A 23,733-nucleotide genomic window follows, 5' to 3' on the forward strand; every position below is an offset into this window, starting at 1 on the left:
ATTGTCGGGAATGCTCTAGATCGGAGGGGGCCGTCATGGAGCTGTTCCCGGCCATGCCACTCGCGGAGTGGACCGAGGCGAAGGAGACCTTTCACCGGTTCGCGCAGATCGTGGGGAAGATCCGGCTGTCGTCGAGCAACCGGCGCAACCACTGGTGGCAGGTGCCCTTCCACCCCACCGGGCGCGGGCTCACCACGCGCCCGATGGGCGGGCTGGGCGAGCAACCGCTGTTCTGCGTCGACTTCGACCTCGTCCGCCACCGGCTGGTCGTGGACGTCTTCGACGGCCGCAGCGCCGAGTTCAGCCTGATCGGCAGGTCGGTGGCGTCCTTCCACGACCGGCTCTTCGAGACGCTGGCCGGGCTGGGCATCCGGCCGGAGATCTGGGCCGTGCCGTTCGACCTGAGCGACGACACGCCGTTCGCCGAGGACACCCTGCACGCCCGCTACGACCCGGTGCTCATCAACCGGTACTGGCGGATCCTGTCGCAGGTGGTGCAGCTCCTGGACCGCTTCGCCGCCGACTTCGCCGGGAAGACCAGCCCCGTGCACCACTTCTGGCACACCTTCGACATCGCGGTCACCCGGTTCACCGGGCGGGTGGCGAAGGTCTCGCCGGACACCGACCCGGTGACGCGGGAGGCGTACAGCTGGGAGGTGATCAGCTCGGGGTTCTGGTTCGGCGACAAGGAACGGCCGTGGCCGGCGTTCTACTCCTACACCGCGCCGGAGCCCGAAGGGCTGGAACGCGAGCCGCTGCGGCCCGCCCAGGCCGAGTGGATCGCCGCCAGGGGCAGCCATCTGGCCGTGCTGCGCTACGACGACGTACGGGTCATGGAGGAGCCGGTGGCGGCCGTGCTGGAGTTCCTGGACAGCGCCTACCAGGCGGGGGCGCGGCTGACCGGGCTCGACGCGGAGACGCTGGCCTCCCCCGGCGGGGTCACCGACCCGTACCTGCGGGTACACACGTGAGCGCCCGCCCTCCGGAGAGGGCGGGCGCTCTACGTGTGCGTACCGGTGTGCGTGTCGCCTCTCGGCGAAAGGCACAACACGGCTCCAGCCGAACGGTATTCCGTGAAGGCAATAGGTGAGGCCCGGGGACACTGGGCACACCGGCCACGAATTATGTAACCACACCCCGGCGGGATCCATTCCCTCGCCACGACGATTATTTTCCGGCGGGCGGCTCGATCCATCGGGGATCGTGCTCGGCCGCCAGTTGCTCGAACGTGCAACCGTCGATGAGCCGGTCGAGCATCCCGACGGCGACCGCGCACTCCGCGGGCGGATGCTCCTCCCGGCAGCGCAGCCCGTGGCGGAGCACCTCCTGCGCCACCCTGGCCCGTGCGATCTCGGCCTCCAGCTCGCCGATCCGCTCCCGCACCGCCGCCCGCCACTGCTCGCCCGGGGCGTCCAGCATCGCCCCCGCGGTGTCCAGAGGCACGCCGAGCCGCTGCATCGTGCGCAGGAAGACCAGGCGCCGCAGCTCCTGCCTGCCGTAGACCCGGCGGCCCTGGCGGCGGCCCGCCGGAGCGACCAGGGCGCGCTCCTCGTAGTACCGCAGCGCGGAGGCGTTCACGCCGAGCAGGCGCGCGGCCTCGCCGATCGGGATCGTGTCGTCCATGACCCCATTGCACGCCATGTCCGCACGAAAGGTGTGAAGTCTCGGCGCCTTCCGCCCTAAGCTGAGCCGCATGCTCGTGTGGATCAACGGCACGTTCGGGGTGGGCAAGACGCAGACCGCCTACGAGCTGCACCGCAGGCTGCCGGGAAGCGTGGTGTGCGACCCCGAGTACGTCGGCCTGGGCCTGCACAAGATGACCCCGCGCGCGCTGCGCTCGGACTTCCAGCGCCACCCGGCCTGGCGGCAGGGCGTGTTCGAGGTGCTGGACCTGGTGCTGGGCAAGCACAAGGGCGTGGTCGTCGCGCCGATGACGCTGGTCGAGCCCGCCTACTACGACGAGATCCTGGGCCGGCTGCGCGAGGCCGGCCACGACGTGCGCCACTTCGCGCTCGTCGCCGACCGGGAGACGGTGCTGGCACGGCTGCGGCAGCGTTCCCTGAGCCTCAGGCGCGAGGCGTTCGCGGTCGACCGGCTGGACGACTGCCTGGAGCGGCTGCGCACGCCGGCGTTCGCCGAGCACGTCGAGACGGACCGGCTGACGGTGCCGCAGGTCGCCGAGCGGGTCGCGGCCGGTGCCGGGCTGAGCCTGGCGCCCAGCACCGGCGGCCCGCTGCGCCGGCGGCTGCGGCGGATCGGGGTCACCATCCGCCACATCAGGCTCTAGGAGTCGCCGTCCGGCACCCGGGGCTCCAGCCGGGCTGCCCTGGCGTGCAGGTAGCGCTGCTGGGGCAGGCTCATGGCGCGCTCCGCCGCCTCCCGGTACGCCGCGCGGGCCCCCTCGTGCTCCCCCGACATCTCCAGCAGGTGCGCCCGGACCGCGTACAGCCGGTGGTCGCCGGACAGCCGCTCGTCGCCGGCGAGCCCTTCGAGCAGGTCGAGCCCGGCCCTGGGGCCGCGCGCCATGGCCACGGCGACGGCGTGGTTGAGCGCGATCATGGGGTTGTCCGAGCCGCGCAGCAGCAGCTCGTACAGCGCCGCGATCTGCGGCCAGTCGGTCTCCTCCGCCGTCGGCGCCTCGTCGTGCAGGGCGGCGATGGCGGCCTGGAGCTGGTACGGCCCCGGGGTGCCGCGCGAGAGCGCGTCCGTGACCAGCTCGACGCCCTCGGCGATGAAGGCGGCGTGCCACAGCGTGCGGTCCTGCTCGGCCATGGGGATCAGCGTGCCGTCGCGGCCGGTGCGGGCGGGGCGGCGCGCGTCGGTGAGCAGCATGAGGGCCAGCAGCCCCGCCGCCTCGGCGTCGCCGGGCAGCAGCCGGTGCACCATGCGGGCCAGCCTGATCGCCTCGGCCGTCAGCTCGGCCCGGTGCAGGTCGGGGCCGGAGGTGCTGGCGTACCCCTCGTTGAAGATCAGGTAGAGCACGTGCAGCACCGCCCGCGTGCGCTCCGCGCGCTCGGCGGCCCCCGGCAGGCGGAACGGCACCCCGCTGTCCTTGACGCGCTGCTTGGCCCGCGTGATGCGGCGGGTCATGGTGGCCTCGGACGTCATGAAGGCGCGGGCGATCTGCACCGTGGTCAGGCCGCCGACCGCGCGCAGCGTGAGCGCGAGCTGCGAGGGCGGCGACAACGACGGGTGGCAGCACAGGTACAGCAGCACGAGCGTGTCGTCCGACACGGGCGGCGGCCGGTCGGCGGGCGGGGACAACCACTCGTCCGGCAGCGCGCGGGCGGCCACGGTGTCCTCGCGGCGGCGGCGGGCCTGCTCGGCGCGGAGCAGGTCCGTCAGGCGGCGGGCGGCCACGGTGATGAGCCAGGCCCGCGGATCGTCGGGCACGCCGTCCCCCTGCCACTGTGTGGCCGCCGCGAGCAGCGCCTCCTGTACCGCGTCCTCGGCGAGGTCGAAGTGCCCGTAGCGGCGCACGACCGCGCCGAGGACCTGCGGCGCCAGCTCGCGCAGCAGGTCCTCGGATCCGCCCATGCCGATCAGAACCCCATGTCGTCGGCCGACTCCATGATCGGCCTGATGTCGGCGTAGGCGTTGGCGTAGGCGCCCTCCGGGCCCGGGCACCGCCCCAGCCGGCCGGCGATCTCCAGCGCCCTGTCGAAGCTCTCGCACTCCACCACCCAGTAGCCGGCCAGCACCTCCTGGGTCTCGGCGTACGGGCCGTCGGTCACGTACGGGACCCCGTCACGCCTGCCGACCCTGCGGGTGTGCACCGGCGCCGCCAGGCCGCGCGTCTCGACCAGCTCGCCCGACTCCTCCAGCTCCTTGTTCACGGTCGTCATGAACGTCGTCATGGCCGCCAGGTCCTCCTCGGACCAGGGGCCGCGGCCCGCGTCCTTGCCGGACATCTCGTCGTAGTCCTGCTGGGAGGCGTACGACAGGATCATGTACTTCACGGGGGTCGTCCTCTCTCTCGTGAGCTCTCAGCAGGGACGTCGGAGCCGAGGCGGCGCACCGGACATGGCACCATCGACGACGTGTCCTACGCAACGACCCCCGCAGGGGTGAAGCTGTCCTACCAGGTCAGAGGCTCCGGATCGGCCCTCGTGCTGCTGCAGGGGCAGGCCAACGACCACCACTGGTGGGACTCCGTGCGCGAGGACTTCGGCTCGTACCTGACCATCACCCTCGACTACCGGGGCACCGGCGACAGTGACAAGCCCGACGAGCCGTACAGCACGCGCGGGTTCGCCGAGGACGTGCTGGCCGTGCTCGACGAGGTGGGGGTCGAGCGGGCGCACGTGTACGGCACCTCGATGGGCGGCCGGGTGGCCCAGTGGCTGGCGGCCGGGCATCCCGGCCGGGTCGGGGCGCTGGTGCTCGGCTGCAGCTCGCCGGGCGGCGCCCACGGGGTGGAGCGTGACAACGACGTGCGCAGGTCGCTGGCCCAGCCCGACCGGGCCGCCGCCGAGCGGGCGCTGCTGGAGCTGATGTACACGCCCGCCTGGCTGGCCGTCCACCCCGGCCCGTACCGGACGATCGGCGACCCGCGCATGCCCGCCCACGCGCGCCGCCGCCACCTGGCCGCCAGCGCCGGGCACGACGCCTGGGACGTGCTGCCCGCCATCGAGGCGCCCACGCTGGTCGTGCACGGCACCGACGACGTCTTCAATTCGGCGGCGAACGCTCCGCTGCTGGCCGGGCGCATCCCCGGAGCCGAGCTGCGCCTGATCGAGGGCGCGCGGCACGCCTACTTCGAGGAGTTCAGGCAGGTGGCGAGCCCGATGGTGCTGGAGTTCCTGCGGCGGCACGCGCACCTCGTCTGATCCGTGCTAGGTTGACGGCCATGTCCAGCCCTGAGGCATCCAGACGCTAGCCACCGGTCGTCCGGTGGCACTTTCGCGCTGCCTCCCCGCCCTCTCCAGTTGAGGCGGGTGTTCTTCGTGGGCGCTCTCGCCATCCGGATCACCGGCTCACGGGCCCATCCAGCCTGAGCCACGCGCTGCCAGGCTGATCCATCACGAGCGGGACCGGTCTGCCGTCCCGCCCGGCTTCCTGTGAGAGCTGTCTGATGCCTTTCGCTGTCTACCTGCTCGGGCTGGCGGTCTTCGCCCAGGGCACGTCCGAGTTCATGTTGTCCGGGCTGGTGCCCGCCATCGCCCGCGACCTGGGCGTCTCCATTCCGGCCGCAGGGCTGCTCACCTCGGCGTTCGCCGCCGGGATGGTGGTGGGGGCGCCGCTGATGGCCGCCCTGAGCCTGCGGTTGTCCCGGCGCTCCGCGCTGCTCGCGTTCCTGCTCGTCTTCCTGCTGGCGCACGTGGTCGGCGCGGTCACCACCAGCTACGCGGTGCTGGTCGGCACCCGGGTCGTGGCGGCGCTGGCCAACGCCGGGTTCCTGGCCGTGGCCATGGCCACCGCCGTCGCCCTGGCGCCCGCCGACGCCAAGGGGCGCGCCACCTCCGTCCTGCTGGGCGGGGTCACCCTCGCCTGCGTGGCCGGGGTGCCCGGCGGCGCGCTGCTGGGCGAGCTGTGGGGCTGGCGCTCGGCGTTCTGGGCGGTGGCCGTGGCGCTGGTGCCGGCCGTCTTCGCGGTACTGAAGTCCGTGCCCCGCACGGCTCCCGGCGGGGCGGCCGAGGGCGCGCGGGGCGAGCTGCGGACCCTGCGCCGGCCCCGGCTGCTGGTGCTCCTGCTGCTCGGCGCCCTGGTGAACGGCGCCACCTTCTGCACCTTCACCTACCTGGCGCCGGTGCTCACCGATGTCAGCGGGATCGGCTCCGCCTGGATGCCGGCGATGCTCGCGCTGTTCGGGCTCGGCTCCTTCGCCGGGGTGACGATCAGCGGGCGGCTGGCGGACCGGCGGCCCGTGCCGCTGCTGGTCGCCGGCGGGCTGGCGCTGGCGGCGGGCTGGGCCACGTTCGCGATGACGGCGGGGGCGACGGTGCCGGCGATCGTGCTGGTCCTCGTCCAGGGCACGCTGTCGTTCGCGGTGGGGTCCACGCTGATCTCCCAGGTCCTGTACGCGGCCACCGGCGCTCCCACGCTGGGCGGCGCCTTCGCCACGGCGGCGTTCAACGTGGGCGCCACGCTCGGCCCCTGGCTGGGCGGCCTGGCCATCGGGCACGGGCTCGGGTTCCGGTCGCCGCTGTGGGTGAGCGCCGTGATGGTCGCGCTCGCGCTGGCCGTCGCCGGGGTCGCCGGGCTGCGTAATCGGATGGAGGTCGATCTTCGGGCTGGGGCACAGTGAGACGCATGGATGCCGCCGCACATTTCCACCGGGAAGTACGCGCCTTCCACGACGCCGCACGCGAGGCGGCCGAGGCGGGTGACGCGCCCGCCGTGCCGTCCTGCCCGGACTGGACGATGTCCGACCTGGTGTTCCACCTGGCCGGGGTGCATCGCTTCGTGATCGCCGTCGTCAGGGACCGGCTCGACGCGCCGCCGGACCTCGCCGACCTGGGCAGAACGGAGTTTCCCGCCGACACGGCGGGCTGGCCGGTGCTCGGCCGGAGCCCGACTCACGGGCCGATCCCCGCCACGCTGCTCGACGCCTTCGAGGAGGGTGCGGGGCGGCTGGAGGCCCTGTTCAGGCAGCGTCCGCCGGACGAGCAGGTGTGGACGTGGTCGCGGGAGCAGACGGTCGGGTTCTGGCTGCGGATGCAGGTCATCGAGGCCGCCGTGCACCGCTGGGACGCCGAGAACGCCGTCGGCGCGCCCGGCCCGATCCACGAGGAGATCGCGGCCGACGCGATCACGCAGACGTTCGAGGTGATGGCGCCGACGCGGCGGGCCTGGACGTCGGCGCCGCCGGGGGCGGGCGAGCGGTTCCGGTTCCTGCGGACGGACGGGCCTGGCGAGTGGGTGGTGTGCTTCGACGGCGAGCGCGTACGGCTCGGCGGTGAGGCGTTCGACGTCGAGCTGGCCGGTACGGCGTCGGAGCTGATGTTGTTCCTCTGGCAGCGGATCCCGGCCGAGGCGCTGGCCGTGCGCGGCGACAAGGCCGTGCTCGACCGCTACTTCGAGCTGGTTCCGCCCATCTGACTGGTCGGGCGCGGCCGGGGCGGTCGGCGGCTCGCCTGGTGCTTCGCCTCGGCGGGGCTCATCGCCGTCCTGGGCGGGGCGCAGCCGCCGGTGGCCGTGCGGGTGCTGGAGGCGCGTGCGGGGCGGCGCTGATCGTCTTCGCCGCCCTCCTCGCCGCCAGGCTGCTGCCGGGCAGTTCGTGGATCACCGCAGCAGCGGCAGCCGCCCGGTGAGCCGCTCCACGACCGCCCGGGGCCCGAACAGGCTGACCGCGTAGTACGGCGGCTCCTCCGTGCGCGCCAGCTCGGCCAGGTACTCGTCGTAGACGTTGGTCCGCTGCGCGATGGCCACCATGTCGGCCACCACCAGGTCGGGCTCGGCGGCGGCCTCCTGCCTGATCCGGCCCACGATCGCGGCCGGCGCCCCCAGCACCGTGCAGCCCGTCCACGGCAGCCCCGCGTGCGCGAGCCCGGAGGCGTCCACCCCGCCGGACCCCACGATGGCCGGCACGGACACCCCGGTGGAGGCCGCCAGGCAGGCCGCCGCGTTGGCCTGCAGCCCCCGGGGCAGGTCGCGGTCGATCACGATCACCCACTTGACCGCCAGCTCCTTGGTGGGCAGATCGGTACGGCGTTCCAGCTCGTCGAGCACGGTCATCGACGCATCCCTCCTCCGAAGTTGTCCCAGCAGAGTCACACCGAGCCCGCCGTTCCACCAACCAGAAAGCTGATTTTCCGAAGATAATTCGGAAACCCGTGCCACGATGTGCACGTGGACGAACTTGATACGGCGATACTCGCCGAGCTGCAGCGCGACGGCCGCCAGACCAACCGCGAGCTGGCCGAGCACCTCGGCATCGCCCCCTCGACCTGCCTGGAGCGGGTGCGCTCGCTGCGCTCGTCCGGCGTCATCGAGGGCTTCCACGCCGAGGTCAACCTGGACGCGATCGGCCGCCCGGTGCAGGCGCTGATCAACGTGCGCCTGCACCCCAAGATCCGCGAGGCGGTGGAGGGCTTCCGCGACTACGTGGCCGCGTTGCCGGAGACGCTGGCCGTGTTCGTCGTGTCGGGCGGCGACGACTTCATCATCCAGGTCGGCGTGCGCGACGCGGGGCATCTGCGCGACTTCGTGCTCGACCACGTCTCGCGGCACCGCAACATCGCCGACGTGCGCACCTCGCTGGTCTACGACCACATCCGCAAGACCTCGGTGGAGGTGCTGCCGCCCGAGCGGCCCTCGCGACCGCGTACGGGGCGCAAACGCTGAGCCGCCACGACCCGCCGCGGCCGTGAACGTGTGGTGGCCGCAACACTAAATAAGTGGTGCCCGTATGGGCTGTCCGGTTACGGTTACGGCAGGTCAGCGAGCGGACAAGGGGTGGCGATGCCGCTGGCGGCGCCTCGCCGCGCCCTGTCCGCCTGCCAGCCTGCGAACCCGCGGCTCACCCGTACGGAGTCGTCCGACGGCGAGGCGATGGTCACCAGGGGCACCGTCCGAAACCCCGAGATGATCGCGAGCCGCGGGTTCACCCCTCCTTGGCCGGCGCGAAGCCCTCGATGGCCTCGAACAGCAGCTTCCTGAACGTCTCACTGCCCGTGTGCCCGGAGTCGGCCACCACGTGCAGGCGGGCGTCCTTCCAGACCTTGGTCAGCTCCCACGGCGTCAGCAGCGGCCCGCCCAGGTCTAGGCGGCCGTGGACCAGCACTCCGGGGATGCCGGCCAGCCGTCCCGCGTTCCGCAGCAGCACGCCCTCCTCCAGCCAGGCGCCGTTGGAGAAGTAGTGGGAGCAGATGCGCACCATCGCCATCTGCGCGGCGGCGGGCCGGTCGCTGTAGGCGCCGGGCTTGCCGTTGACCTCCTGGGAGATCACCGCGTCCTCCCAGGCGAGCCAGTCCTGGCAGGCGCGCTCCCGCACCTGCGGGTCGGGGGCGGTCAGCAGTCGCGAGTACGCCGCCAGCACCTTGAAGACGTCCCCGTCGCGATCGGCCTCGGGCACTCCCTGGAGGAAGCGCTCCTGCGCCTCCGGGAAGAACCGGCCCACGCCCCGGTAGAGCCACTCGATCTCGGAGCGCCGCGTCATCGTGACCGAGGGGATGACGATCTCCGACACCCGCTCGGGATGGGTCTCGGCGTAGGCCAGGATCAGCGTCGAGCCCCACGACCCGCCGTACAGCAGCCACCGGTCGATGCCGAGATGCTCGCGCAGCCGCTCCATGTCGGCGATCAGGTGCTGGGTGGTGTTGTGGGTCAGGTCGGTGGCCGGGTCGCTGGCATGCGGGCGGCTTCGGCCACAGTTGCGCTGGTCGAACAGCACGATGCGGAACCGTTCCGGATCGAACGCGCGGCGCGCGCCGACCGAGCAGCCCGAGCCGGGCCCGCCGTGCACGACCACGGCGGGCTTGCCCTCCGGGTTGCCGCAGACCTCCCAATAGACCAGGTTGCCGTCGCCGACGTCGAGCATGCCGTGCTCGTACGGTTCGATCGCGGGATACACCAAGGGCTCCTCTCAGCAATGTAACAGCGCTTCAATATAGCGGCCGTCACTCTGCCGACTTGAGCTCCTCGAGATACTCCCGCAACGGCTTCAGCCCGGACTCGGCCCGGCGCTCGTCCACGTTCGCCTCGTCCTCGATGGGAGTGCGGGGCCGCCACTGGCCCTGCGGATCGGTCTCCCACTGGGTGCCGTACACCTGCGGCCTCTTCTCCGCCACCCGGACCCGGTCCACGAGGAAGGCCAGGTCGGACGGGTCGGCGTCGCTCTCCTCGGCGGCCCGCCGCATCAGCTCCAGGCCGCGCTTCTGCAGCTCCAGGTCGCGGTCGGCGTGCTGGATGAGCGCCCACGCGGCCTGCGCGCCGTCCTTGCCGACCAGCGCGTAGCCGGGCCAGCCGTGCTGGTCGAGGATCTGGCGCATGCGGTCGGTGTTCGCCTTCTCCACGCGGTCCCAGTCCTCCTGGGACGCCTCCAGCGTCCGGACCTCCTGGTCCAGCTTGAGCATCGCCAGCAGTTCGGTACGCAGTGCGGGGTTCGTCGGCTCGGCCTCACCGCAGGCCGTGACGAGGGTGAGGGTGGCGAGCAGGGAGAGGAGGAACGCTCGCATGCTCCGGCTCCTTCCGCCGGGATCCCGTGGCGGCCGGGCCGGCCGCCACGGTCGTCGGATCAAGCCACTTTGGAGGACGGGGCCGACCAGGTGTCGCAGGAGCCGGGGTCGCCGGTGGAGAAGCCCCGCTTGAGCCAGAATCGCTGGTTGGCCGTCTTTCCGAACCAGCGCTCGTCACCGGGAGTGTCGCCCTCGACCGCGCCCACCAAGGCGTTCCAGTCACTTGAGGTGCGGCCTTTCATCGGCCAGACACTTCTGATGAAGGCGCCGCCCAGACACGTCGATTGAAGATCGTAGCGACGGTTCTGTTCGAGCAATTCTGCTCTCTTGCCATAAGGAATGGCGTTATAGGCGTCGGCGATGCCCACGAGGTTCTGCACGTGGTAGGCATATGTCCCGGCTGCTACATAGAAGAGCCAGAGGTCGGACATGTCGGATGTCCAGCTCTTACCCGTCTTGACGGCCAGAACGCGGGTCTCGTCGCAGTACAACGCCTGCGAGTCGTCCTGGTCCGTCTCCATGTCGCACCACTTCTTGGGGAACTTGGCGACATGCCGCACCTTGACCTTGGCATAGCTCAGACCGGCGCCGGTGAGGTGCTTCTTCCACGTCTTCTCCAGGCAGGCGACGACCGCCTCGAAGTAGGCGCGCGTCTGCTTGACGCTGCCGTTCCTGGCCTTGATCTCCGTACACGTGGAGGTAGGCAGCTTGCCCGCTTTGTACAGCGCGTTGGCGATGAGTTTGGGATGTTTCACGGGGTATGTCGCCGCGGCGGCATTGCTCGTAGCCGCTAAGGGCACCGCGAGTGCGCATGCCACGGCGGCGGTCTTCAATGATTTCACGAAGCGTGACAATAGAGGCCTGGCGTAAAGAGGGCTAGATCCAACTATGAAGTAGTTGAACCACCACTAAGGGTACTGATCGCAGCGATAACCGGATCATCACCCTCAGGGAGCATTCATGTACCGGCATGCCCTTGCCGTAGTCACCGCCACTTCCGCCGCCCTGCTCGCGACCGCTACACCGGTGTTCGGCGCACCGGTGTTCGCCGACGACACCAAGAGCGAGACCGCCTCCGGGTGCAGCAATCACGACGTGTTCAGCATCAACGTGTCGCCGCCACCACCGCTCGCCGGGTCCGTCACCGCCGAGGACATCAGGGGGCTGATGGACGCGGTCATCGCGGGCAGCCGGCTGCACGGGTTCTTCACGGCCGGCGCGGGGGCGCCCGCCGTCCCGGCGGTGCCGTATCTCGCGCCTGTCCTTCCGTTCGTGGGGGCGGAGGGTGCGCGGCACGCCATGCCGTACGATCCGCAGCACCTCATGCCGGGGCAGCCGCCGTACGCCGTGCCGGGGCAGCCGCTGGGCGCTGCCACGTACGAGCCGGGAGCCGGTGGAGTCCCGCAGCAGCCCGGGGCCGGTGGTGTCCCGCAGCAGCCGGGCGCCGGTGGAGTGAGCCCCGGCCAGCCCGGGGGCGGCGGGACGGGCCCGAGCCAGCCTGGATCCGGCGGCCCCAGCCCGAGCCAGCCGCCACTGCCCAGCCCGAGCGCGTCCGCAGCGCCGAGCACCTCGGCCTCCGCCGCACCGAGCACCTCGGCCTCCGCCGCACCGAGCACCTCGGCTTCCTCCGCGCCGAGCGCGTCGGCGCCCGCCGCTCCCGGCCTCGCCCCGTCCCCGCTCAACGCGGACGAGGAGGCGTCGGTCTCGCCCGTCCAGGCCATGTTCGAGGACCTCATCGGACGGGTGCTGGTCTGCGCCCGCGCCACGGCGGAGCCGGGCACGGAGGTGCCGGCGATGACGGAGATCGACACCGCCCAGCTCGCGCAGTACCTCGAAGGCGTCCTCAGCAGCCTCCCGGCCGCCTGCTCGTCACCCTCCGCCGGCACGCCCGCCGCTGCCCAGAGCCCGGCGCAGACTCCGGCTCAGAGCCCCGCCACGCTGCTGGACGCCATCGGCGTGGGCCAGATCCTGAGCTCGCTCACCGACTACCCGTCACTCTGCGCCGGCCCGGCAGCGGCGGGCGGCTCCTCCACCTCGCTCCTGGACTCGATCGGCGTCACCAGCCTCTTCAAGGCCCTGGCCGGCTGACACCCGCCAGCGGAAGGCCGGCCACCGGACCACTGCCACAGGCGCCTCGCCATCGGACGCCCACCACGGACGGCGTTTCTGTCGGGGCCGGCTGGCACGCTGGCCCTGTCGCCACAACCGTCCGCGTCGAAGGGGCCGCCGCATGAGCACGTCCGCCAGGGCCGTGGTGTACGTGAGCTACCACCGGCTTATCGTCCAGGAGCAGGGCGACGCGATCGAGCCCTCCCACGTGCCCAACCGGCTGACCGCGTCGGCACCTGGCGCCGCCGTCATCCTGACCGGCCTGCACACGGGCGTCGTGGACGTCACCGTACGGCTCACCGACACCCCGCCCACCGGTCCCGGCGGCGAGGGATGGGACGAGGTGGAGGAGGTCGAGCTCGTCAGCTTCACCGGCGAGATGCGCCTCACCGGCTTCGGCATGAACCTGCCCGAGGAGCTGCCCGTCCTCACCGCGCACGGCCCGGGCCGCTACGGCATGCGGGTGCACGCCCGTGGCAGGGGCGTCGCCGAGAGCGGCGTGCCGGGGGTGCCGGCGGAGTTCTACCTGGTGACCGTGTGGCCCGTCGACGTCGGGCCGCAGGCGTACGCCCGGCTCGGGATCGGCGTGGCCGAGGAGCTGGGGCTGCCCGACAAGTCGCGCGAGATCCGCGAGTGGGCCAGGCAGCACGGCCTGCCGCAGAGCGAGCGCGGCCGGATCGCCGGCCTCGATCCCCGCTCGCCCGCGCGCCCGGCCGTGCCTGCGCCCTTACGTGCCGTGGCCGTGGCCGATGAGCACCGCTTACGTGTCGTCAACCCGTTCCAGGACACGGCGCCGGCTCCCGACCTGCCCGCCGGCCTGGTCGCCGCCGCACCCGACTCGCTGGTCATCCACACGCTCAACCGCCGGGGCACCGTGGACGTGCACCTCAACTGGCGTCCGTCGGCGCTCCAGGCCGAGGCGCGGGGGTGGGAGGAGTCCGAGGAGATCGAGTTCGTCACGACGACCGGCATCATGCAGGTCGCGAGCCTGTCCCCGGACGATGGCCAGCGACCGAACCTGACCTGTCAGGGCGCTGGCCGCTACGGCCTGCGCGTCCACGGCCGTTCCCGCGGTCGCCACCTGTCCAACCGGCCGCGCGAGTCCTACCTGCTGGTCGTCTGGCCCATCGAGCTGGGCGCGCCGGCGGCGGGCGCGCTGAGGTAGTCCGTGCGCGCGCTGCGGTGATCGGGGGGCGGGGCTGGGGGTGTCGGTGGCGCCTGCGCGCATCCGCCGGATCCAGCTCAAGGGGGTGGCCTTCCGCCGGTTGTCGCCGGGTAGGGCGCGCACGAGGGTGGCGGCGGCCCGGCGGAAGGGACGACGCCGGCCCGCTCGTCACCGGCCTGCTGGAGACCGTCCACTGACCCCGCCGGCCTGGTCGGACGTATCCGGTCAGCGCGGGAGCAGCACGCTGGCCTGGTTGCTGCCCGGCACGACGCCCGCCTTCGCGTGCGCCTCCTTGAGCGCGTCGGAGGCGAAGTGCCGCCGCATGGCCTGCGCGTCCTCGCACTCGAACAGCACCACGGCCTCCTCGGGCCGCTCGGCGTCGACGCTGACCAGCACGGTGCGCATCCCGGCCGCCGCCCGCACCTCCGCGAGCCCGTCGAACGCCGCCCGCCACGTGTCGTAGTCGGTGAACCGCTGCCTGATGAGCAGGTACTCCATGACCGGCCTCCCAAGAACTCAACGCTGTTGAGTTGACCGTAGCACACGGAACTCAACGGTGGTGAGTTAGGCTGGCGTCATGCCACCTTCACGACGGGCAGGGGGCCGGCGGCCCGGCGCGACCCGTACGCGCGAGGAGATCCTCGAAGCCGCGCAGCGCAGCTTCGCCGAGTCCGGCTACGACGGCACCACCATCCGCGGCGTCGCCCGCGCGGCGGGCGTCGATCCCGCGCTCGTGCTGCAGTTCTTCGGCAGCAAGGACGGGCTGTTCGACGCCGCCCTGCGGGCCGACCCGCCCGTGCGCGACCTCGTCACGCTGGCCGGCGAGGGCTCGCCCGCCGACCTCGGCACCCGCCTGGCCCACCGCTACCTCGAGCTGTGGGAGGACCCGCACACCGGGCCCAGGATGCTGGCCGTGGTGCGGGCGGCGGCCGCCGCGCCGAGCGCGTCGGCCATGGTCACGGCGTTCATGACGGACGCCGTGATGCTGCCCCTGGCCCGCGCGATCGACGCCGACGAGCCGGAGCTGCGCGCCGCCCTGGCCGGCGCCTACCTGCTGGGCGTGGCCACGGCCCGTTACGTGCTCCGCATCGGGCCGCTGGCCACGCTGTCCCGGCAGGAGGCCGTGCCCGTCCTGGCCCCTGTCGTCCAGCATCACCTCACCGGTCAGCTCCGGGGCCCGAGCACCACCGGCAGTCTCACGGGCCCCTCGGTGATGAGCGAGGGCGTGTAGTCGATCTCGTCCGCGCCGACGGCCAGCCGCAGCCCGGGGTAGCGGCCGAACAGCGACGACAGCGCGATCCGCACCTCCAGCCTGGCCAGCGGCGCGCCCAGGCAGAAGTGCGGCCCGCGGCCGAAGCCGACGTGCGCGTCCGGCTCGCGGGAGGGGTCGAACCGCTCCGCGTCAGGGCCGTACCTGGCCGGGTCGGTGCCCGCGCCGCCGAGCCCGACGACGATCAGCTCGCCGGCGGGGATCTTCGTGCCCGTCACCTGCACGTCCTGGAGCGGGTAGCGGAACATCACGTTGAGCACCGAGTTACGGCTGCGCAGCGCCTCCTCCACCACCTTCTCCCAGGCGTCCTGGTCGTCGGCGCCGGGCACCACGGCGGGGTCGGCGCACAGGGCGACGACCGCGTTCGCGATCATGTGGACGGTGGTCTCGTGCCCGGCGATGAGCACCAGCCACAGGATCCACAACATCTCGTCGTCCGACAGCCGGTCCCCGTCGTCCTCCTGCACCGCGATGAGCCCGCTGGTGAGGTCGTCGCCCGGCTCGACGCGCTTGCGCTCGATGAACGCGTGCAGGTACCCCAGCATCGCCGCCGCGGCCTCGCCCGCCTCCTGCGGGGTGGCGGTGTGGAAGAGCAGCACGTTCGTCCACTCGCGCAGCCGGCGGCGCTCCTCCTCCGGTACGCCGAACAGCTCGCAGATCACGGCGATGGGCAGCGGCTCGCTGAAGTACCGGACGAGGTCCACCTCCTCGCCCGCGCCCGCCATCCGGTCGAGCAGCCCGTCGGTGAGCTCCTGGATGCGCGGCGCCATGGCCGCCACCCGGGCGGGTGTGAAGGCCCGGTTGACCAGGCCGCGCAGCCGGCGGTGGTCGTCGCCGTCCTTGGTCAGCAGGTGATCGCCCTGCACGAGCTGGCGGAGCGGCCAGTCAGGGGGGATGGTGCCGTCGTGCAGCGCGGGGCAGTTGCCGGCGTTCTTGCTGTACAGGGTGCCGTCGTTGAGCAGCACCTCGCTGACGCTCTCGTACGAGCACACCATCCAGGCGTTGACCTTGCCCGGCAGCTCGATCGGAACGACAGGCCCGCCTACGTCCCTGAACCGGCGGACGGTCTGTGACGTTCGCTCGCCAGGGGCCGGAATCGGCAGAGGTTCCATGCGCAGTCTCCCGTGTCGGAGGGACTTCAACTGTCCGCTCTGCCAACGACCCCGGCCATACCGCTGCGTGGTCATGTCACCACGCAGTCGGCGACACCTGCCGCCGTGGCTACAAATCGCTACGGAACGACTTCAACCAGGGGGCCGGACGATGGAGGATGATGTCCGGATGATCTCCCCCAGCCTGTTACGTCCCCGGCGGCTGCCGCTCTTCGCCCTGGCCGTCGCCCTTCTCGCCTTCTGCCTGACGCTGAGCACTCCGTCCCTGTTCCGGATGCAGGAGCTGTCGATGGGCGCGTACATGCTGCGCGGCGGCGCGGTGTTCCTCGCGGCCGTGGTGCTGGCGCCGCTGCTGGGGGTGCTCGTGGACCGGGCGCGTGGCCGCCGTGGCGTGCAGGTGGCGCTGGCGCTGGTGAGCGCGGGGGCCATCGCGATCGCGTACGGGGCGGCGCAGGGCCCGGGTGCGGTGGGCGCCCCGGTCGTCACGGCCATGATGATGACGATGTCCGCCATGGCGACCCTGGCGCCGGTCGGTCAGGACGCCTTCCTGCCGTCGGTCGTCGGCCGCGAGCGCCTGGTGCCCGCGAACGCCGTGCTGTGCGTGCTGCCGCAGCTCGTCATGCTGGTGGGCGGGGCCGCGCTGTCCTGGACCGGCCTCGACGGGCCGGCAGTCGGCGTCGTCATCGGCGTGCCGGCGCTCTGCGCGGCGGTGGCCTTCCGTGGGGTCGAGGCTGCCGAGGAGCCGCCGCCGCCCAGGGCCGGGCTCTGGCGGGAGGTGGTGGAGGGCGTGCGCTTCACCTTCCGCGAGCCGGTGCTGCGGGCGATCGCCCTGTTCCTCGTCGCGACGAGTCTCATCGACGGGTTCGTCGGTGACATGACGGGGGCGGCGCGCGGCCCGCTGCTCGACGCCGACACGACGGGCGGGGGGCTCTCGCTGGCCGTCACGGCCTCCGCCTACGGCGCGAGCTTTCTGGGGCCGCTGGTGGCCGTGCTCCTGTACCGCCGGCTCGGCGCCTACCGCCTGGCCGTGGTCGCCCTGTTGACGAGCCAGCCGTTCATCCTGCTGCTCGCCCTGTCCGGCGTGCCCGGTGGCTGGTTGTGGTACACGATCGGCGATCTCGTCCCGACGGCGGGCACGATCGTCGCCGGGATCGCGCTGCTCAGCCACCGCCAGGCGATCACGCCCGACCGGCTGCTCGGCCGCGTCGGCGGCACGCTGATCGCCGTGACCACGCTGAGCGAGACCGTGGGGAGCCCGTTGGTGGGCCTGCCCGGTGAGTGGCTCGCCGACCTCGCCGACGACGCCTCGTCGCCGCCGGCGCTGCTGCCCGGCCTGGGCCTGGCCACGGCGTTGGCCCTGGCCGCCGCCGTCCCGCTGCTGCGCGGGCGTCGGCGCGGCGAGGACGAAACCGGCGCGGCCGACGACCCTGCGGGCGCGACGCCGGCGCGGCCGTAGGACCCGCGGGCGCGACGTCAGCGCAGCCGCAAGATCCGCGGAACACGCGGTCAGCGAGGCGTAGGAGTCACGCGGGCGCGTCAGCGCAGCCGCAGGACGCGGCCCCTGCGCCCGCCCGTGAACTCGCCGGACTCGACCACCACCCGCCCCTCAAGCAGCACGTGCACGATCCCGGACGGCCGGACGGCGGGGACGGCGTAGGTGCCGGCGTGGCCGATGGTCTCGGGGTCGAACACGCAGATGTCGGCCCACGCCCCCGGCCCCAGCCACCCCCTCCCCCGCAGGCCGAACTGGTCGGCGTTCGCGGAGGTGGCCTTGCGCACGGCCTCCTCCCAGGAGATCACCTTCCGCTCCCGCACGTACGTCCCGAAGAAGCGCGGAAAGCACCCCCACGTACGAGGATGCTCCAGCCCGGCGGGAAGCCCGTTGTCGGAGCCCACGCCGATGAGCGGATCGGCCATGATCTCGGTCAGGTCCTCCTCCGCCTGGAGGAAGGCCACCATCGTGGCGGCCGGGTCGGCGGCGACCAGCGCGCAGGTGGCGGCCCAGGCGTCCACCTCCAGCTTGCGGGCGATGTCGGCCAGCGAGCGCCCGGTGTAGGACGGCTCGGCGTGCGCGGTGACCAGCACCTCGTCCGGCGTGACGTCCTGCCACAGGCCCGCGCCGGTCCCGCCGGCCGCGGCCCGCGCGCGCAGCCGCTCCCGCTCGGCGGGCACCGCCAGCAGCTCGCGCACCCGGCCGCCGGCCAGCGCCGACGGCGGCAGCAGCGCGGCCAGCACGGTCGAGCCCGCGACGTACGGGTACTGGTCGCCGCGCACGTCCACACCGCGCACCCGGGCCTCGCGCAGCCGGTCGAGGAGCAGCCGCGCCCGCCCGTGGTTGGCCCGGCCGGCGACCTTGCAGTGCGAGATCTGCAGCCGGACGCGGGCCCGCCGCGCCACCTCGACGGCCTCGTCCAGCGCCGCGCCCAGCCCGGCGCCCTCGTCGCGCAGGTGGGTGACGTACGGCACGCCGTACCCGTGGGCCACGCCGGCCAGCGCCACCAATTCGTCGGTGCCGGCGTAGCCACCCGGCGGGTAGATCAGCCCGCTGGACAGGCCGCACGCGCCCGCCGCGAAGGCCGCCGTGGCGAGGTCGCACATCCTGACCAGGTCGCCGTCGCGCAGGTGCTCCTCGAACCCGGCCACGGCCGCGCGCAGCGTGGAGTGCCCGATGAGGGTGGCCATGTGGTTGGTGGGCCCGGCCGAGGTGATCGTCTCCAGATACTCGGCGAACATCCAGTCGGGCACCTCCACGCCCGTCACCTGGGCCAGCGCGGAGGCGTCGGGCGCGTAGGAGAAGCCGCAGTTGCCGTTGACCTCGGTGGTGACGCCCTGCAGCAGCTTGAACGGCTGCGGCTGCTCCATCAGCGGCACCAGGTCGGAATGCGCGTGGGCGTCCACGAATCCCGGCGCCACCACCAGCCCCGAGACGTCGATCACCCGCCGGGCGCCGCCGAGCCGCCGCCCCGTCTCCACCACCCAGCCACCGGAGATGGCGACGTCGCCGACGAATGCCGGGGACCCGAGGCCGTCGTGAACGGTGCCGCCACGAAGGATGAGATCGACCATGTAACCCACCCTGCATCGAACGAGTCAATGAATCTTGTCATGTGGTACAACGCCAGGCGCCGGTGGAGGTTCCACGATCGCCCTGACTACTGAGTCAGGAAGCGGCAAGGACGCTCTTGCGGACCGGATACAGACTGGCTTTAAATACGCCCTGACGCTGACCCAGCCACCCCTGCCGCCGACGAGGAGCCCCTGTGACCATCCCCGCAGGTCGGGCATCATTTTCCATCGCCCGCAATCTCCACGCCAGCTTGTTAGCGCTATCACCACGCATTCCCGCCTCATGAAACTTTCTTTTTTCCCATCGGGAAAGCGCTTACCGATCGCAAAGGAAACCATCATGCGCTTACATCTCGCCGCCGCGGCCACCGTCCTGGCCCTGGCCGCGATCACGATCCCCACCGCCCCCGCCCAAGCCGCGCCGCCCACGAAACAGATGGAGGACCTGGACCGAGGGCTCGTCAGCGTACGGTCCGGCTCAGGCAACCTGGTCTCCTGGCGGCTGCTCGGCACCGACCCCGACGGCGTCTCCTTCAACCTCTACCGTGGCTCGACCCGGGTCGCCACGGGCCTGACCGGCGCCACCAACCACCTCGACGACGGCGCCGCCGCCGACGCCTCCTACACCGTGCGCGCCGTCGTGAACGGCGCCGAGCAGGCAGCCTCCCCCGCCTCGCTGCGCTTCACCGGCGGCACGTACCTGGACGTGCCCATCCAGCCGCCCTCGGGCGGCACCACCCCCGACGGGGTCGCCTACACCTACAGCGCCAACGACGCGAGCGTGGGCGACGTGGACGGCGACGGCCAGTACGAGCTCGTGCTGAAGTGGGACCCGTCCAACGCCAAGGACAACTCGCAGTCCGGGTACACCGGCAACGTGTACGTGGACGCGTACCGGCTGAACGGCACCCGGCTGTGGCGCATCGACCTGGGCCGCAACATCCGCGCCGGCGCGCACTACACGCAGTTCCAGGTCTACGACTACGACGGCGACGGCCGCGCCGAGGTGGCGATGAAGACCGCCGACGGCACCAGGGACGGCGCCGGCACGGTGATCGGCAGCCCCGGCGCCGACCACCGCAACTCCAGCGGGTACGTGCTCAGCGGTCCCGAGTACCTGACCATGTTCAACGGCCTGACGGGCGCCGCGATGTCCACGGTCGCCTACGACCCGCCGCGCGGCACGGTCTCCTCGTGGGGCGACAGCTACGGCAACCGGGTGGACCGGTTCCTGGCGGGGACCGCGTACCTGGACGGGGAGCGTCCCTCACTGATCATGGCGCGCGGCTACTACACCCGCAGCGTCATCGCCGCCTGGGACTTCCGCAACGGCACGCTCACCAAGCGCTGGACGTTCGACAGCAACTCGGCCGGCTCCCAGTACGCCGGGCAGGGCAGCCACAGCCTGTCCGTCGGCGACATCGACCAGGACGGCCGGGACGAGATCGTCTACGGCGCCATGGCCGTCAACGACAACGGCACCGGCATGTGGAGCACCCGCACCGGCCACGGCGACGCCCAGCACCTGGGCGACTTCGACCCGGCCAGGGCCGGCCTGGAGTACTTCAAGGTCAGCGAGTCCAGCTCGCAGCCCAGCTCGCTCTACATCGACCCGCGCACCGGCTCGATCCTGTGGTCCACCGCGGCCGGCGCCGACAACGGCCGCGGCGTCGCGGGCGACATCTCGACGGTCCGGGTGGCGAGCGAGTTCTGGTCCGCCTCCGACACCACCCTGCGCAGCGTCACCGGCAACAGCGCCGGCCGCGAGCCGTCCTCGGTGAACTTCCTCATCTGGTGGGACGCCGACCCCGTCAGGGAGCTGCTCGACCAGACCAGGATCGACAAGTACGGCACCAGCGCCGACACCCGCCTGCTGACAGCCTCCGGCGTGCACTCCAACAACGGCACCAAGGCGACCCCGTCGTTGTCGGCCGACCTGTTCGGCGACTGGCGCGAGGAGGTCGTCTGGCCCACCAGCGACAACCGCGCGCTGCGCATCTACGCCACCACCACGCCGACGGACCGGCGCATCCACACCCTGATGCACGACCCGCTCTACCGCGTGTCGGTGGCCTGGCAGAACACCGCCTACAACCAGCCCCCGCACACGAGTTTCTTCCTCGGCGACCGCATGCCGGCCCCGCCGCGGCCGGACATCTACGTGCGCTGACCTCCGTCCGCCTCAGCCGGAACCCCGGGCCCCGGCCACCATGCCGAGGGCCCGGGGGAACCCGCCGAGGCGGCCGGACAGCGCCTCCAGCACGGCCGGCAGCAGGGCCGGCGGGATGTCGCGCGCCGTGAGCACGCTCCGCATCCAGCCCACGAAGGCGGAGAAGAGCTCGGGGTCGTCCACGTACAGCGCGGCCCGCAGGAAGTCGACGAGGTAGGCCACCTCCTCCGCGAGCTGCCAGAGCTGCTGCTCGGTACAGCCCGCCAGCTCCGGCCCGCGCCCCAGCTCCTCGATGATGCCGCCCACCAGGTCTCCGGCGGAGCGGGTCAGCTCGGTGTACTCCCGGTCGGCCAGCAGTCGGGGCTCCTCGCCGGAGGCGGTCCGGCGCGGCAGCGGCCCGGCCGCCAGGAGGTCGGCGGCGGCCCTGGCGTCCGGCGCCCAGGCGTCGGCGCCGAGCAGGCGGGCGTAGCGACCGTCGGGGCCGAAGGCGGCGCCGCCGACCACGACCGGCTTGCCCGCCGCCTGGCAGGCGGTGATCGCCGTGTGCGCGGCCGGCAGCCTGATCGCCAGCGAGCTGGACAGCGCGACCGCGTCCGGGTTCGTCAGGTGCAGGTGCGCGACCAGGTGCGGCGTGGGGACCTGCGCGCCCAGGTAGTCGACCTGCCAGCCGCGCACCTGCAGCACCTCGGCCAGCAGCCGCGCGGGGAACGCGTGCCACTCGCCGTCGATGCACGCCACCATGATCCGCCCCCTGCTCGCCGCCGGGTCGTCCCGCCGGGGCAGGCGGTGGGCCAGGGCCGAGAGCACCCGCTCGTTGAGCGCGGTGGCGGAGTGCTCCTGGGCGACCGAGAGGTGGTTGGCGGCCCACTCGTGGCCGACGCGGGCCTGCACGGCGGCCACGACGTCCAGCAGCAGGGTCTCCATGGGCAGGCCGGCGTCGAGCGCGGCCATCGCCACGCCGGTCGCGGCGTGCTCGTCGCCGGCCCTCGCCGCCGCCCACAGCGCCTCGGTCCACTGCTCGGCCTCGCCCGTCATGGGTGCTCCCGCCCTGCCGTACGCGGGGCCGAGATGGCCACGACCGCCATGTCGTCGTGCTCGCCGTCGCCGACCCACTCCGAGGCCAGCATCTGCACCCGCTCCGCCAGCGCCTCGGGCGGCATGCCGGCGCACTGCGTGAGCTGCAGGCTCAGCCGCTCCTCACCGAAGAACTCGTGCCCGAGCGGGCCGCCCCTGGCCTCGATGATGCCGTCGCTGTAGAGCAGGCAGGTCTCGCCGGGCTCCAGCACCACCGAGTCGGTGACGCTGGTGATCTCGTCCAGCGCTCCGATCAGCGTGCCGACGGCCGGGACCGCCTCCACCCGGCCGTCGTTGCGCATGATCAGCGGCGCCGGGTGCCCGGCGCTGGTCAGCCGCAGCGCCACCCGCGAGCCGCGCTGCTGGAACGAGGCCAGCACGAGCGTGACGTAACGGGTGGGGTCGCCGTCGGTGACGAGCACCCCGTTGAGCAGCTCCAGCACGCGATGGTGGTCGTCGGCCAGCGGCAGCAGGGCACGCAGGGTGTTGCGGATCCTGCCGGTGAGCACGGCGGCCTCCAGCCCCTTGCCCGCCACGTCGCCGAGCACCACCAGCGACTCCCGTCCCGAGCCCGCCAGGGGGTAGACGTCGTAGAAGTCGCCGCCGACCCGCTCGCTGGGGCCCGCCGGCCGGTAGCGCGCGGCCAGCTCCACCCCGTCGAGAGTGGGCGTGGGCGGGGGCAGCAGCTCGGCCATCAGGGTCTCGGTGATGAGCGACTGCTCGACGTACAGGCGGGCCACCGCGATCGCGGAGCCCGCCCACTGGGCGAACAGCCGCACGAAGAGCCGCTCGTCGGCGGAGAAGCCGGCCTGCGCGCGGCGCAGCAGCACCAGCGCGCCCGCGGGCAGCCCGTGGCCGGGCAGGGCGATGATCGCCACGGAGCCCACCTCTGCGGGCCCGTCGCGCAGCACCCAGCCGGGGGCCTCCTCCGGGTCCACCCAGTGGGTGGGCACCGGCGGGAAGCCCTGCAGCGCCTCCGACAGGCCGGGCAGCGTGGCCGGGTCGATGGCCGCGTCCTGCCTGACCGCCTCGCCGCCGCAGGCGCAGCGGGCGATCGCGTACCGGCGGCCCGGGCGCGGCAGGACGACCAGCACGGCGTCGGCAAGGCGGCGGGCGGCCAGGCAGGCGGTCAGCTCCACGCAGCGGTCGAGGTTCAGCGAGGGCAGCAGCTCGTTGGAGGCCTCGGCCATGAACAGCGTCCATCCGCGCAGCGCGTCCAGCGCGTGCTGCCTGCCGGTCACGTCGATGAGCCACCAGATGATCCGGTCGCCCTCCGCGTACACGGCGTGCGCCTGGTACACGCGGTCGCCGATCTCGCCGTAGGCCTCGGTGCCGCCGGAGCAGCCGAAGTGCGCCCGCGACAGCCAGCCGGGGGCCGCGTGCTCCAGCAGCTCGCCGGTGGCCAGGCCGGGGAGCAGCGACCTGGCCTGCTTGTTCGCCTGCTCGACGACTCCCGTGGTGCTGACCGCCAGCATCGGGTACGCCGCGTCCTCCCCCACCATCCCGACCATGGCACCATCCCGCGAGACCCCCAGGACTGCTCACGCTACCGCCGGTGCACGGGGGCTCTCGTTCCGCCATATCGCTTCTTTGCAGGATCTTTCACTCGGGTGACGCGGGCGGCGCAGGCCGTACCGATCAGGAGCAGC

Annotated in this window: 24 protein-coding genes; 11 read left to right on the forward strand and 13 right to left on the reverse strand. The window is 72.6% G+C overall.

What is annotated here, in order from left to right; translation table 11 throughout:
- The first annotated feature begins 35 nt into the window (after positions 1 to 35).
- Entirely contained in the window at positions 36 to 971 is a 936-nt protein-coding gene (locus LCN96_RS50685) for a DUF5996 family protein (RefSeq protein WP_225269545.1), read from the forward strand.
- A gap of 196 nt (positions 972 to 1,167) precedes the next feature.
- On the opposite strand, the gene LCN96_RS50690 is transcribed toward LCN96_RS50685, so the two are convergent.
- A complete protein-coding gene (locus LCN96_RS50690) occupies positions 1,168 to 1,623 on the reverse strand; it encodes a MerR family transcriptional regulator (RefSeq protein ID WP_225269546.1) in 456 nt (151 codons plus the stop codon).
- Positions 1,624 to 1,693: 70 nt separating this feature from the next.
- Between LCN96_RS50690 and LCN96_RS50695 the strand changes: the two genes are divergently transcribed.
- Entirely contained in the window at positions 1,694 to 2,287 is a 594-nt protein-coding gene (locus LCN96_RS50695; RefSeq protein WP_225269547.1) for an AAA family ATPase, read from the forward strand.
- Here LCN96_RS50695 and LCN96_RS50700 read toward each other — a convergent pair.
- Both LCN96_RS50700 and LCN96_RS50705 read right to left on the reverse strand, forming a co-directional pair.
- Positions 2,284 to 3,537, reverse strand: coding sequence for an RNA polymerase sigma factor (locus tag LCN96_RS50700; RefSeq protein ID WP_225269548.1), 1,254 nt, complete (start codon positions 3,535 to 3,537; stop codon positions 2,284 to 2,286). The two genes, LCN96_RS50695 and LCN96_RS50700, sit on opposite strands and share 4 nt — an antisense overlap.
- 5 nt (positions 3,538 to 3,542) lie before the next feature.
- Positions 3,543 to 3,950 (reverse strand): YciI family protein, encoded by a 408-nt coding sequence (locus LCN96_RS50705; RefSeq protein WP_225276243.1) that lies wholly within the window; start codon positions 3,948 to 3,950, stop codon positions 3,543 to 3,545.
- Positions 3,951 to 4,040: 90 nt separating this feature from the next.
- On the opposite strand from LCN96_RS50705, the gene LCN96_RS50710 reads away from it, so the two are divergent.
- The 3 genes from LCN96_RS50710 to LCN96_RS50720 all read left to right on the forward strand — a co-directional run bounded on the left by LCN96_RS50710 (position 4,041) and on the right by LCN96_RS50720 (position 7,041).
- On the forward strand, positions 4,041 to 4,829 hold the full coding sequence (locus LCN96_RS50710) for an alpha/beta fold hydrolase (protein WP_225269549.1): 789 nt from the start codon (positions 4,041 to 4,043) through the stop codon (positions 4,827 to 4,829).
- A 245-nt stretch (positions 4,830 to 5,074) separates the two neighbouring features.
- The gene (locus LCN96_RS50715; protein ID WP_225269550.1) at positions 5,075 to 6,247 is read left to right on the forward strand and encodes a Cmx/CmrA family chloramphenicol efflux MFS transporter; all 1,173 of its coding nucleotides are present in this window, start codon (positions 5,075 to 5,077) and stop codon (positions 6,245 to 6,247) included.
- A gap of 5 nt (positions 6,248 to 6,252) precedes the next feature.
- Complete coding sequence (locus LCN96_RS50720) at positions 6,253 to 7,041, forward strand: maleylpyruvate isomerase family mycothiol-dependent enzyme (protein WP_225269551.1); 789 nt, start codon at positions 6,253 to 6,255, stop codon at positions 7,039 to 7,041.
- A 183-nt stretch (positions 7,042 to 7,224) separates the two neighbouring features.
- Here LCN96_RS50720 and LCN96_RS50725 read toward each other — a convergent pair whose 3' ends face one another.
- Positions 7,225 to 7,677 carry a DUF2000 domain-containing protein gene (locus LCN96_RS50725; protein ID WP_225269552.1) on the reverse strand — a complete coding sequence of 151 codons (453 nt, stop codon included), beginning with the start codon at positions 7,675 to 7,677 and terminating at the stop codon, positions 7,225 to 7,227.
- 114 nt (positions 7,678 to 7,791) lie between these two features.
- Between LCN96_RS50725 and LCN96_RS50730 the strand changes: the two genes are divergently transcribed.
- Positions 7,792 to 8,286: an Lrp/AsnC family transcriptional regulator gene (locus LCN96_RS50730; protein ID WP_253756801.1), complete on the forward strand. Its 495-nt coding sequence runs from the start codon at positions 7,792 to 7,794 to the stop codon at positions 8,284 to 8,286.
- Positions 8,287 to 8,369: 83 nt separating this feature from the next.
- Here LCN96_RS50730 and LCN96_RS50735 read toward each other — a convergent pair whose 3' ends face one another.
- The 4 genes from LCN96_RS50735 to LCN96_RS50750 are packed head-to-tail and all read right to left on the reverse strand — an operon-like array spanning position 8,370 to position 10,960.
- A complete protein-coding gene (locus LCN96_RS50735) occupies positions 8,370 to 8,549 on the reverse strand; it encodes a hypothetical protein (protein ID WP_225269554.1) in 180 nt (59 codons plus the stop codon).
- The gene (gene pip, locus LCN96_RS50740; protein WP_225269555.1) at positions 8,546 to 9,514 is read right to left on the reverse strand and encodes a prolyl aminopeptidase; all 969 of its coding nucleotides are present in this window, start codon (positions 9,512 to 9,514) and stop codon (positions 8,546 to 8,548) included. Before pip ends, LCN96_RS50735 begins: the two co-directional genes overlap by 4 nt.
- A 46-nt stretch (positions 9,515 to 9,560) precedes the next feature.
- Positions 9,561 to 10,118, reverse strand: coding sequence for a DUF6624 domain-containing protein (locus LCN96_RS50745; RefSeq protein WP_225269556.1), 558 nt, complete (start codon positions 10,116 to 10,118; stop codon positions 9,561 to 9,563).
- Between the two features lie 59 nt (positions 10,119 to 10,177).
- On the reverse strand, positions 10,178 to 10,960 hold the full coding sequence (locus tag LCN96_RS50750; RefSeq protein ID WP_225269557.1) for a neutral zinc metallopeptidase: 783 nt from the start codon (positions 10,958 to 10,960) through the stop codon (positions 10,178 to 10,180).
- 118 nt (positions 10,961 to 11,078) lie between these two features.
- Between LCN96_RS50750 and LCN96_RS50755 the strand changes: the two genes are divergently transcribed.
- Together LCN96_RS50755 and LCN96_RS50760 are read left to right on the forward strand one after the other, a co-directional pair.
- Complete coding sequence (locus tag LCN96_RS50755) at positions 11,079 to 12,206, forward strand: hypothetical protein (RefSeq protein WP_225269558.1); 1,128 nt, start codon at positions 11,079 to 11,081, stop codon at positions 12,204 to 12,206.
- A gap of 142 nt (positions 12,207 to 12,348) precedes the next feature.
- Complete coding sequence (locus LCN96_RS50760) at positions 12,349 to 13,392, forward strand: Lsr2 family protein (RefSeq protein ID WP_225269559.1); 1,044 nt, start codon at positions 12,349 to 12,351, stop codon at positions 13,390 to 13,392.
- Between the two features lie 225 nt (positions 13,393 to 13,617).
- Here LCN96_RS50760 and LCN96_RS50765 read toward each other — a convergent pair whose 3' ends face one another.
- Positions 13,618 to 13,890 carry an antibiotic biosynthesis monooxygenase gene (locus LCN96_RS50765; protein ID WP_225269560.1) on the reverse strand — a complete coding sequence of 91 codons (273 nt, stop codon included), beginning with the start codon at positions 13,888 to 13,890 and terminating at the stop codon, positions 13,618 to 13,620.
- A 79-nt stretch (positions 13,891 to 13,969) separates the two neighbouring features.
- Between LCN96_RS50765 and LCN96_RS50770 the strand changes: the two genes are divergently transcribed.
- Entirely contained in the window at positions 13,970 to 14,623 is a 654-nt protein-coding gene (locus LCN96_RS50770; RefSeq protein WP_225269561.1) for a TetR/AcrR family transcriptional regulator, read from the forward strand.
- Here LCN96_RS50770 and LCN96_RS50775 read toward each other — a convergent pair.
- Positions 14,557 to 15,774 (reverse strand): cytochrome P450 family protein, encoded by a 1,218-nt coding sequence (locus tag LCN96_RS50775; RefSeq protein ID WP_225269562.1) that lies wholly within the window; start codon positions 15,772 to 15,774, stop codon positions 14,557 to 14,559. The two genes, LCN96_RS50770 and LCN96_RS50775, sit on opposite strands and share 67 nt — an antisense overlap.
- A gap of 169 nt (positions 15,775 to 15,943) precedes the next feature.
- Between LCN96_RS50775 and LCN96_RS50780 the strand changes: the two genes are divergently transcribed.
- Positions 15,944 to 17,230, forward strand: a complete 1,287-nt coding sequence (locus LCN96_RS50780) for an MFS transporter (RefSeq protein WP_225269563.1) — start codon at positions 15,944 to 15,946, stop codon at positions 17,228 to 17,230.
- A gap of 80 nt (positions 17,231 to 17,310) precedes the next feature.
- Here the strand turns inward: LCN96_RS50780 and LCN96_RS50785 are convergent, their stop codons facing one another.
- Complete coding sequence (locus LCN96_RS50785) at positions 17,311 to 18,840, reverse strand: N-acyl-D-amino-acid deacylase family protein (RefSeq protein WP_225269564.1); 1,530 nt, start codon at positions 18,838 to 18,840, stop codon at positions 17,311 to 17,313.
- 340 nt (positions 18,841 to 19,180) lie between these two features.
- Here LCN96_RS50785 and LCN96_RS50790 point away from each other — a divergent pair, with 340 nt between their 5' ends.
- Entirely contained in the window at positions 19,181 to 21,010 is a 1,830-nt protein-coding gene (locus LCN96_RS50790) for a rhamnogalacturonan lyase (RefSeq protein WP_311132134.1), read from the forward strand.
- A gap of 12 nt (positions 21,011 to 21,022) precedes the next feature.
- Here LCN96_RS50790 and LCN96_RS50795 read toward each other — a convergent pair whose 3' ends face one another.
- Together LCN96_RS50795 and LCN96_RS50800 are read right to left on the reverse strand one after the other, a co-directional pair.
- Entirely contained in the window at positions 21,023 to 22,045 is a 1,023-nt protein-coding gene (locus LCN96_RS50795) for a cobalamin B12-binding domain-containing protein (RefSeq protein ID WP_225269565.1), read from the reverse strand.
- Complete coding sequence (locus tag LCN96_RS50800; RefSeq protein WP_225269566.1) at positions 22,042 to 23,595, reverse strand: PP2C family protein-serine/threonine phosphatase; 1,554 nt, start codon at positions 23,593 to 23,595, stop codon at positions 22,042 to 22,044. Before LCN96_RS50800 ends, LCN96_RS50795 begins: the two co-directional genes overlap by 4 nt.
- Positions 23,596 to 23,733 lie beyond the last annotated feature (138 nt).

The organism is Nonomuraea gerenzanensis, from assembly GCF_020215645.1.
In the GTDB taxonomy this organism is placed as follows: domain Bacteria; phylum Actinomycetota; class Actinomycetes; order Streptosporangiales; family Streptosporangiaceae; genus Nonomuraea; species Nonomuraea gerenzanensis.

Bases quoted from the DNA above. Each gene is read 5' to 3' on its own strand.
- LCN96_RS50685 (WP_225269545.1), top strand. From the start codon at position 36: ATGGAGCTGTTCCCGGCCATGCCACTCGCGGAGTGGACCGAGGCGAAG.
- LCN96_RS50760 (WP_225269559.1), top strand. From the start codon at position 12,349: ATGAGCACGTCCGCCAGGGCCGTGGTGTACGTGAGCTACCACCGGCTT.
- LCN96_RS50745 (WP_225269556.1), bottom strand. From the start codon at position 10,118: ATGCGAGCGTTCCTCCTCTCCCTGCTCGCCACCCTCACCCTCGTCACG.
- LCN96_RS50695 (WP_225269547.1), top strand. From the start codon at position 1,694: ATGCTCGTGTGGATCAACGGCACGTTCGGGGTGGGCAAGACGCAGACC.
- LCN96_RS50715 (WP_225269550.1), top strand. From the start codon at position 5,075: ATGCCTTTCGCTGTCTACCTGCTCGGGCTGGCGGTCTTCGCCCAGGGC.
- LCN96_RS50700 (WP_225269548.1), bottom strand. From the start codon at position 3,537: ATGGGCGGATCCGAGGACCTGCTGCGCGAGCTGGCGCCGCAGGTCCTC.
- LCN96_RS50765 (WP_225269560.1), bottom strand. From the start codon at position 13,890: ATGGAGTACCTGCTCATCAGGCAGCGGTTCACCGACTACGACACGTGG.
- LCN96_RS50775 (WP_225269562.1), bottom strand. From the start codon at position 15,774: ATGGAACCTCTGCCGATTCCGGCCCCTGGCGAGCGAACGTCACAGACC.
- LCN96_RS50690 (WP_225269546.1), bottom strand. From the start codon at position 1,623: ATGGACGACACGATCCCGATCGGCGAGGCCGCGCGCCTGCTCGGCGTG.
- LCN96_RS50770 (WP_225269561.1), top strand. From the start codon at position 13,970: ATGCCACCTTCACGACGGGCAGGGGGCCGGCGGCCCGGCGCGACCCGT.
- LCN96_RS50800 (WP_225269566.1), bottom strand. From the start codon at position 23,595: ATGGTCGGGATGGTGGGGGAGGACGCGGCGTACCCGATGCTGGCGGTC.
- LCN96_RS50785 (WP_225269564.1), bottom strand. From the start codon at position 18,840: ATGGTCGATCTCATCCTTCGTGGCGGCACCGTTCACGACGGCCTCGGG.
- LCN96_RS50725 (WP_225269552.1), bottom strand. From the start codon at position 7,677: ATGACCGTGCTCGACGAGCTGGAACGCCGTACCGATCTGCCCACCAAG.
- LCN96_RS50780 (WP_225269563.1), top strand. From the start codon at position 15,944: ATGATCTCCCCCAGCCTGTTACGTCCCCGGCGGCTGCCGCTCTTCGCC.
- LCN96_RS50720 (WP_225269551.1), top strand. From the start codon at position 6,253: ATGGATGCCGCCGCACATTTCCACCGGGAAGTACGCGCCTTCCACGAC.
- LCN96_RS50790 (WP_311132134.1), top strand. From the start codon at position 19,181: ATGCGCTTACATCTCGCCGCCGCGGCCACCGTCCTGGCCCTGGCCGCG.
- LCN96_RS50755 (WP_225269558.1), top strand. From the start codon at position 11,079: ATGTACCGGCATGCCCTTGCCGTAGTCACCGCCACTTCCGCCGCCCTG.
- LCN96_RS50705 (WP_225276243.1), bottom strand. From the start codon at position 3,950: ATGATCCTGTCGTACGCCTCCCAGCAGGACTACGACGAGATGTCCGGC.
- LCN96_RS50795 (WP_225269565.1), bottom strand. From the start codon at position 22,045: ATGACGGGCGAGGCCGAGCAGTGGACCGAGGCGCTGTGGGCGGCGGCG.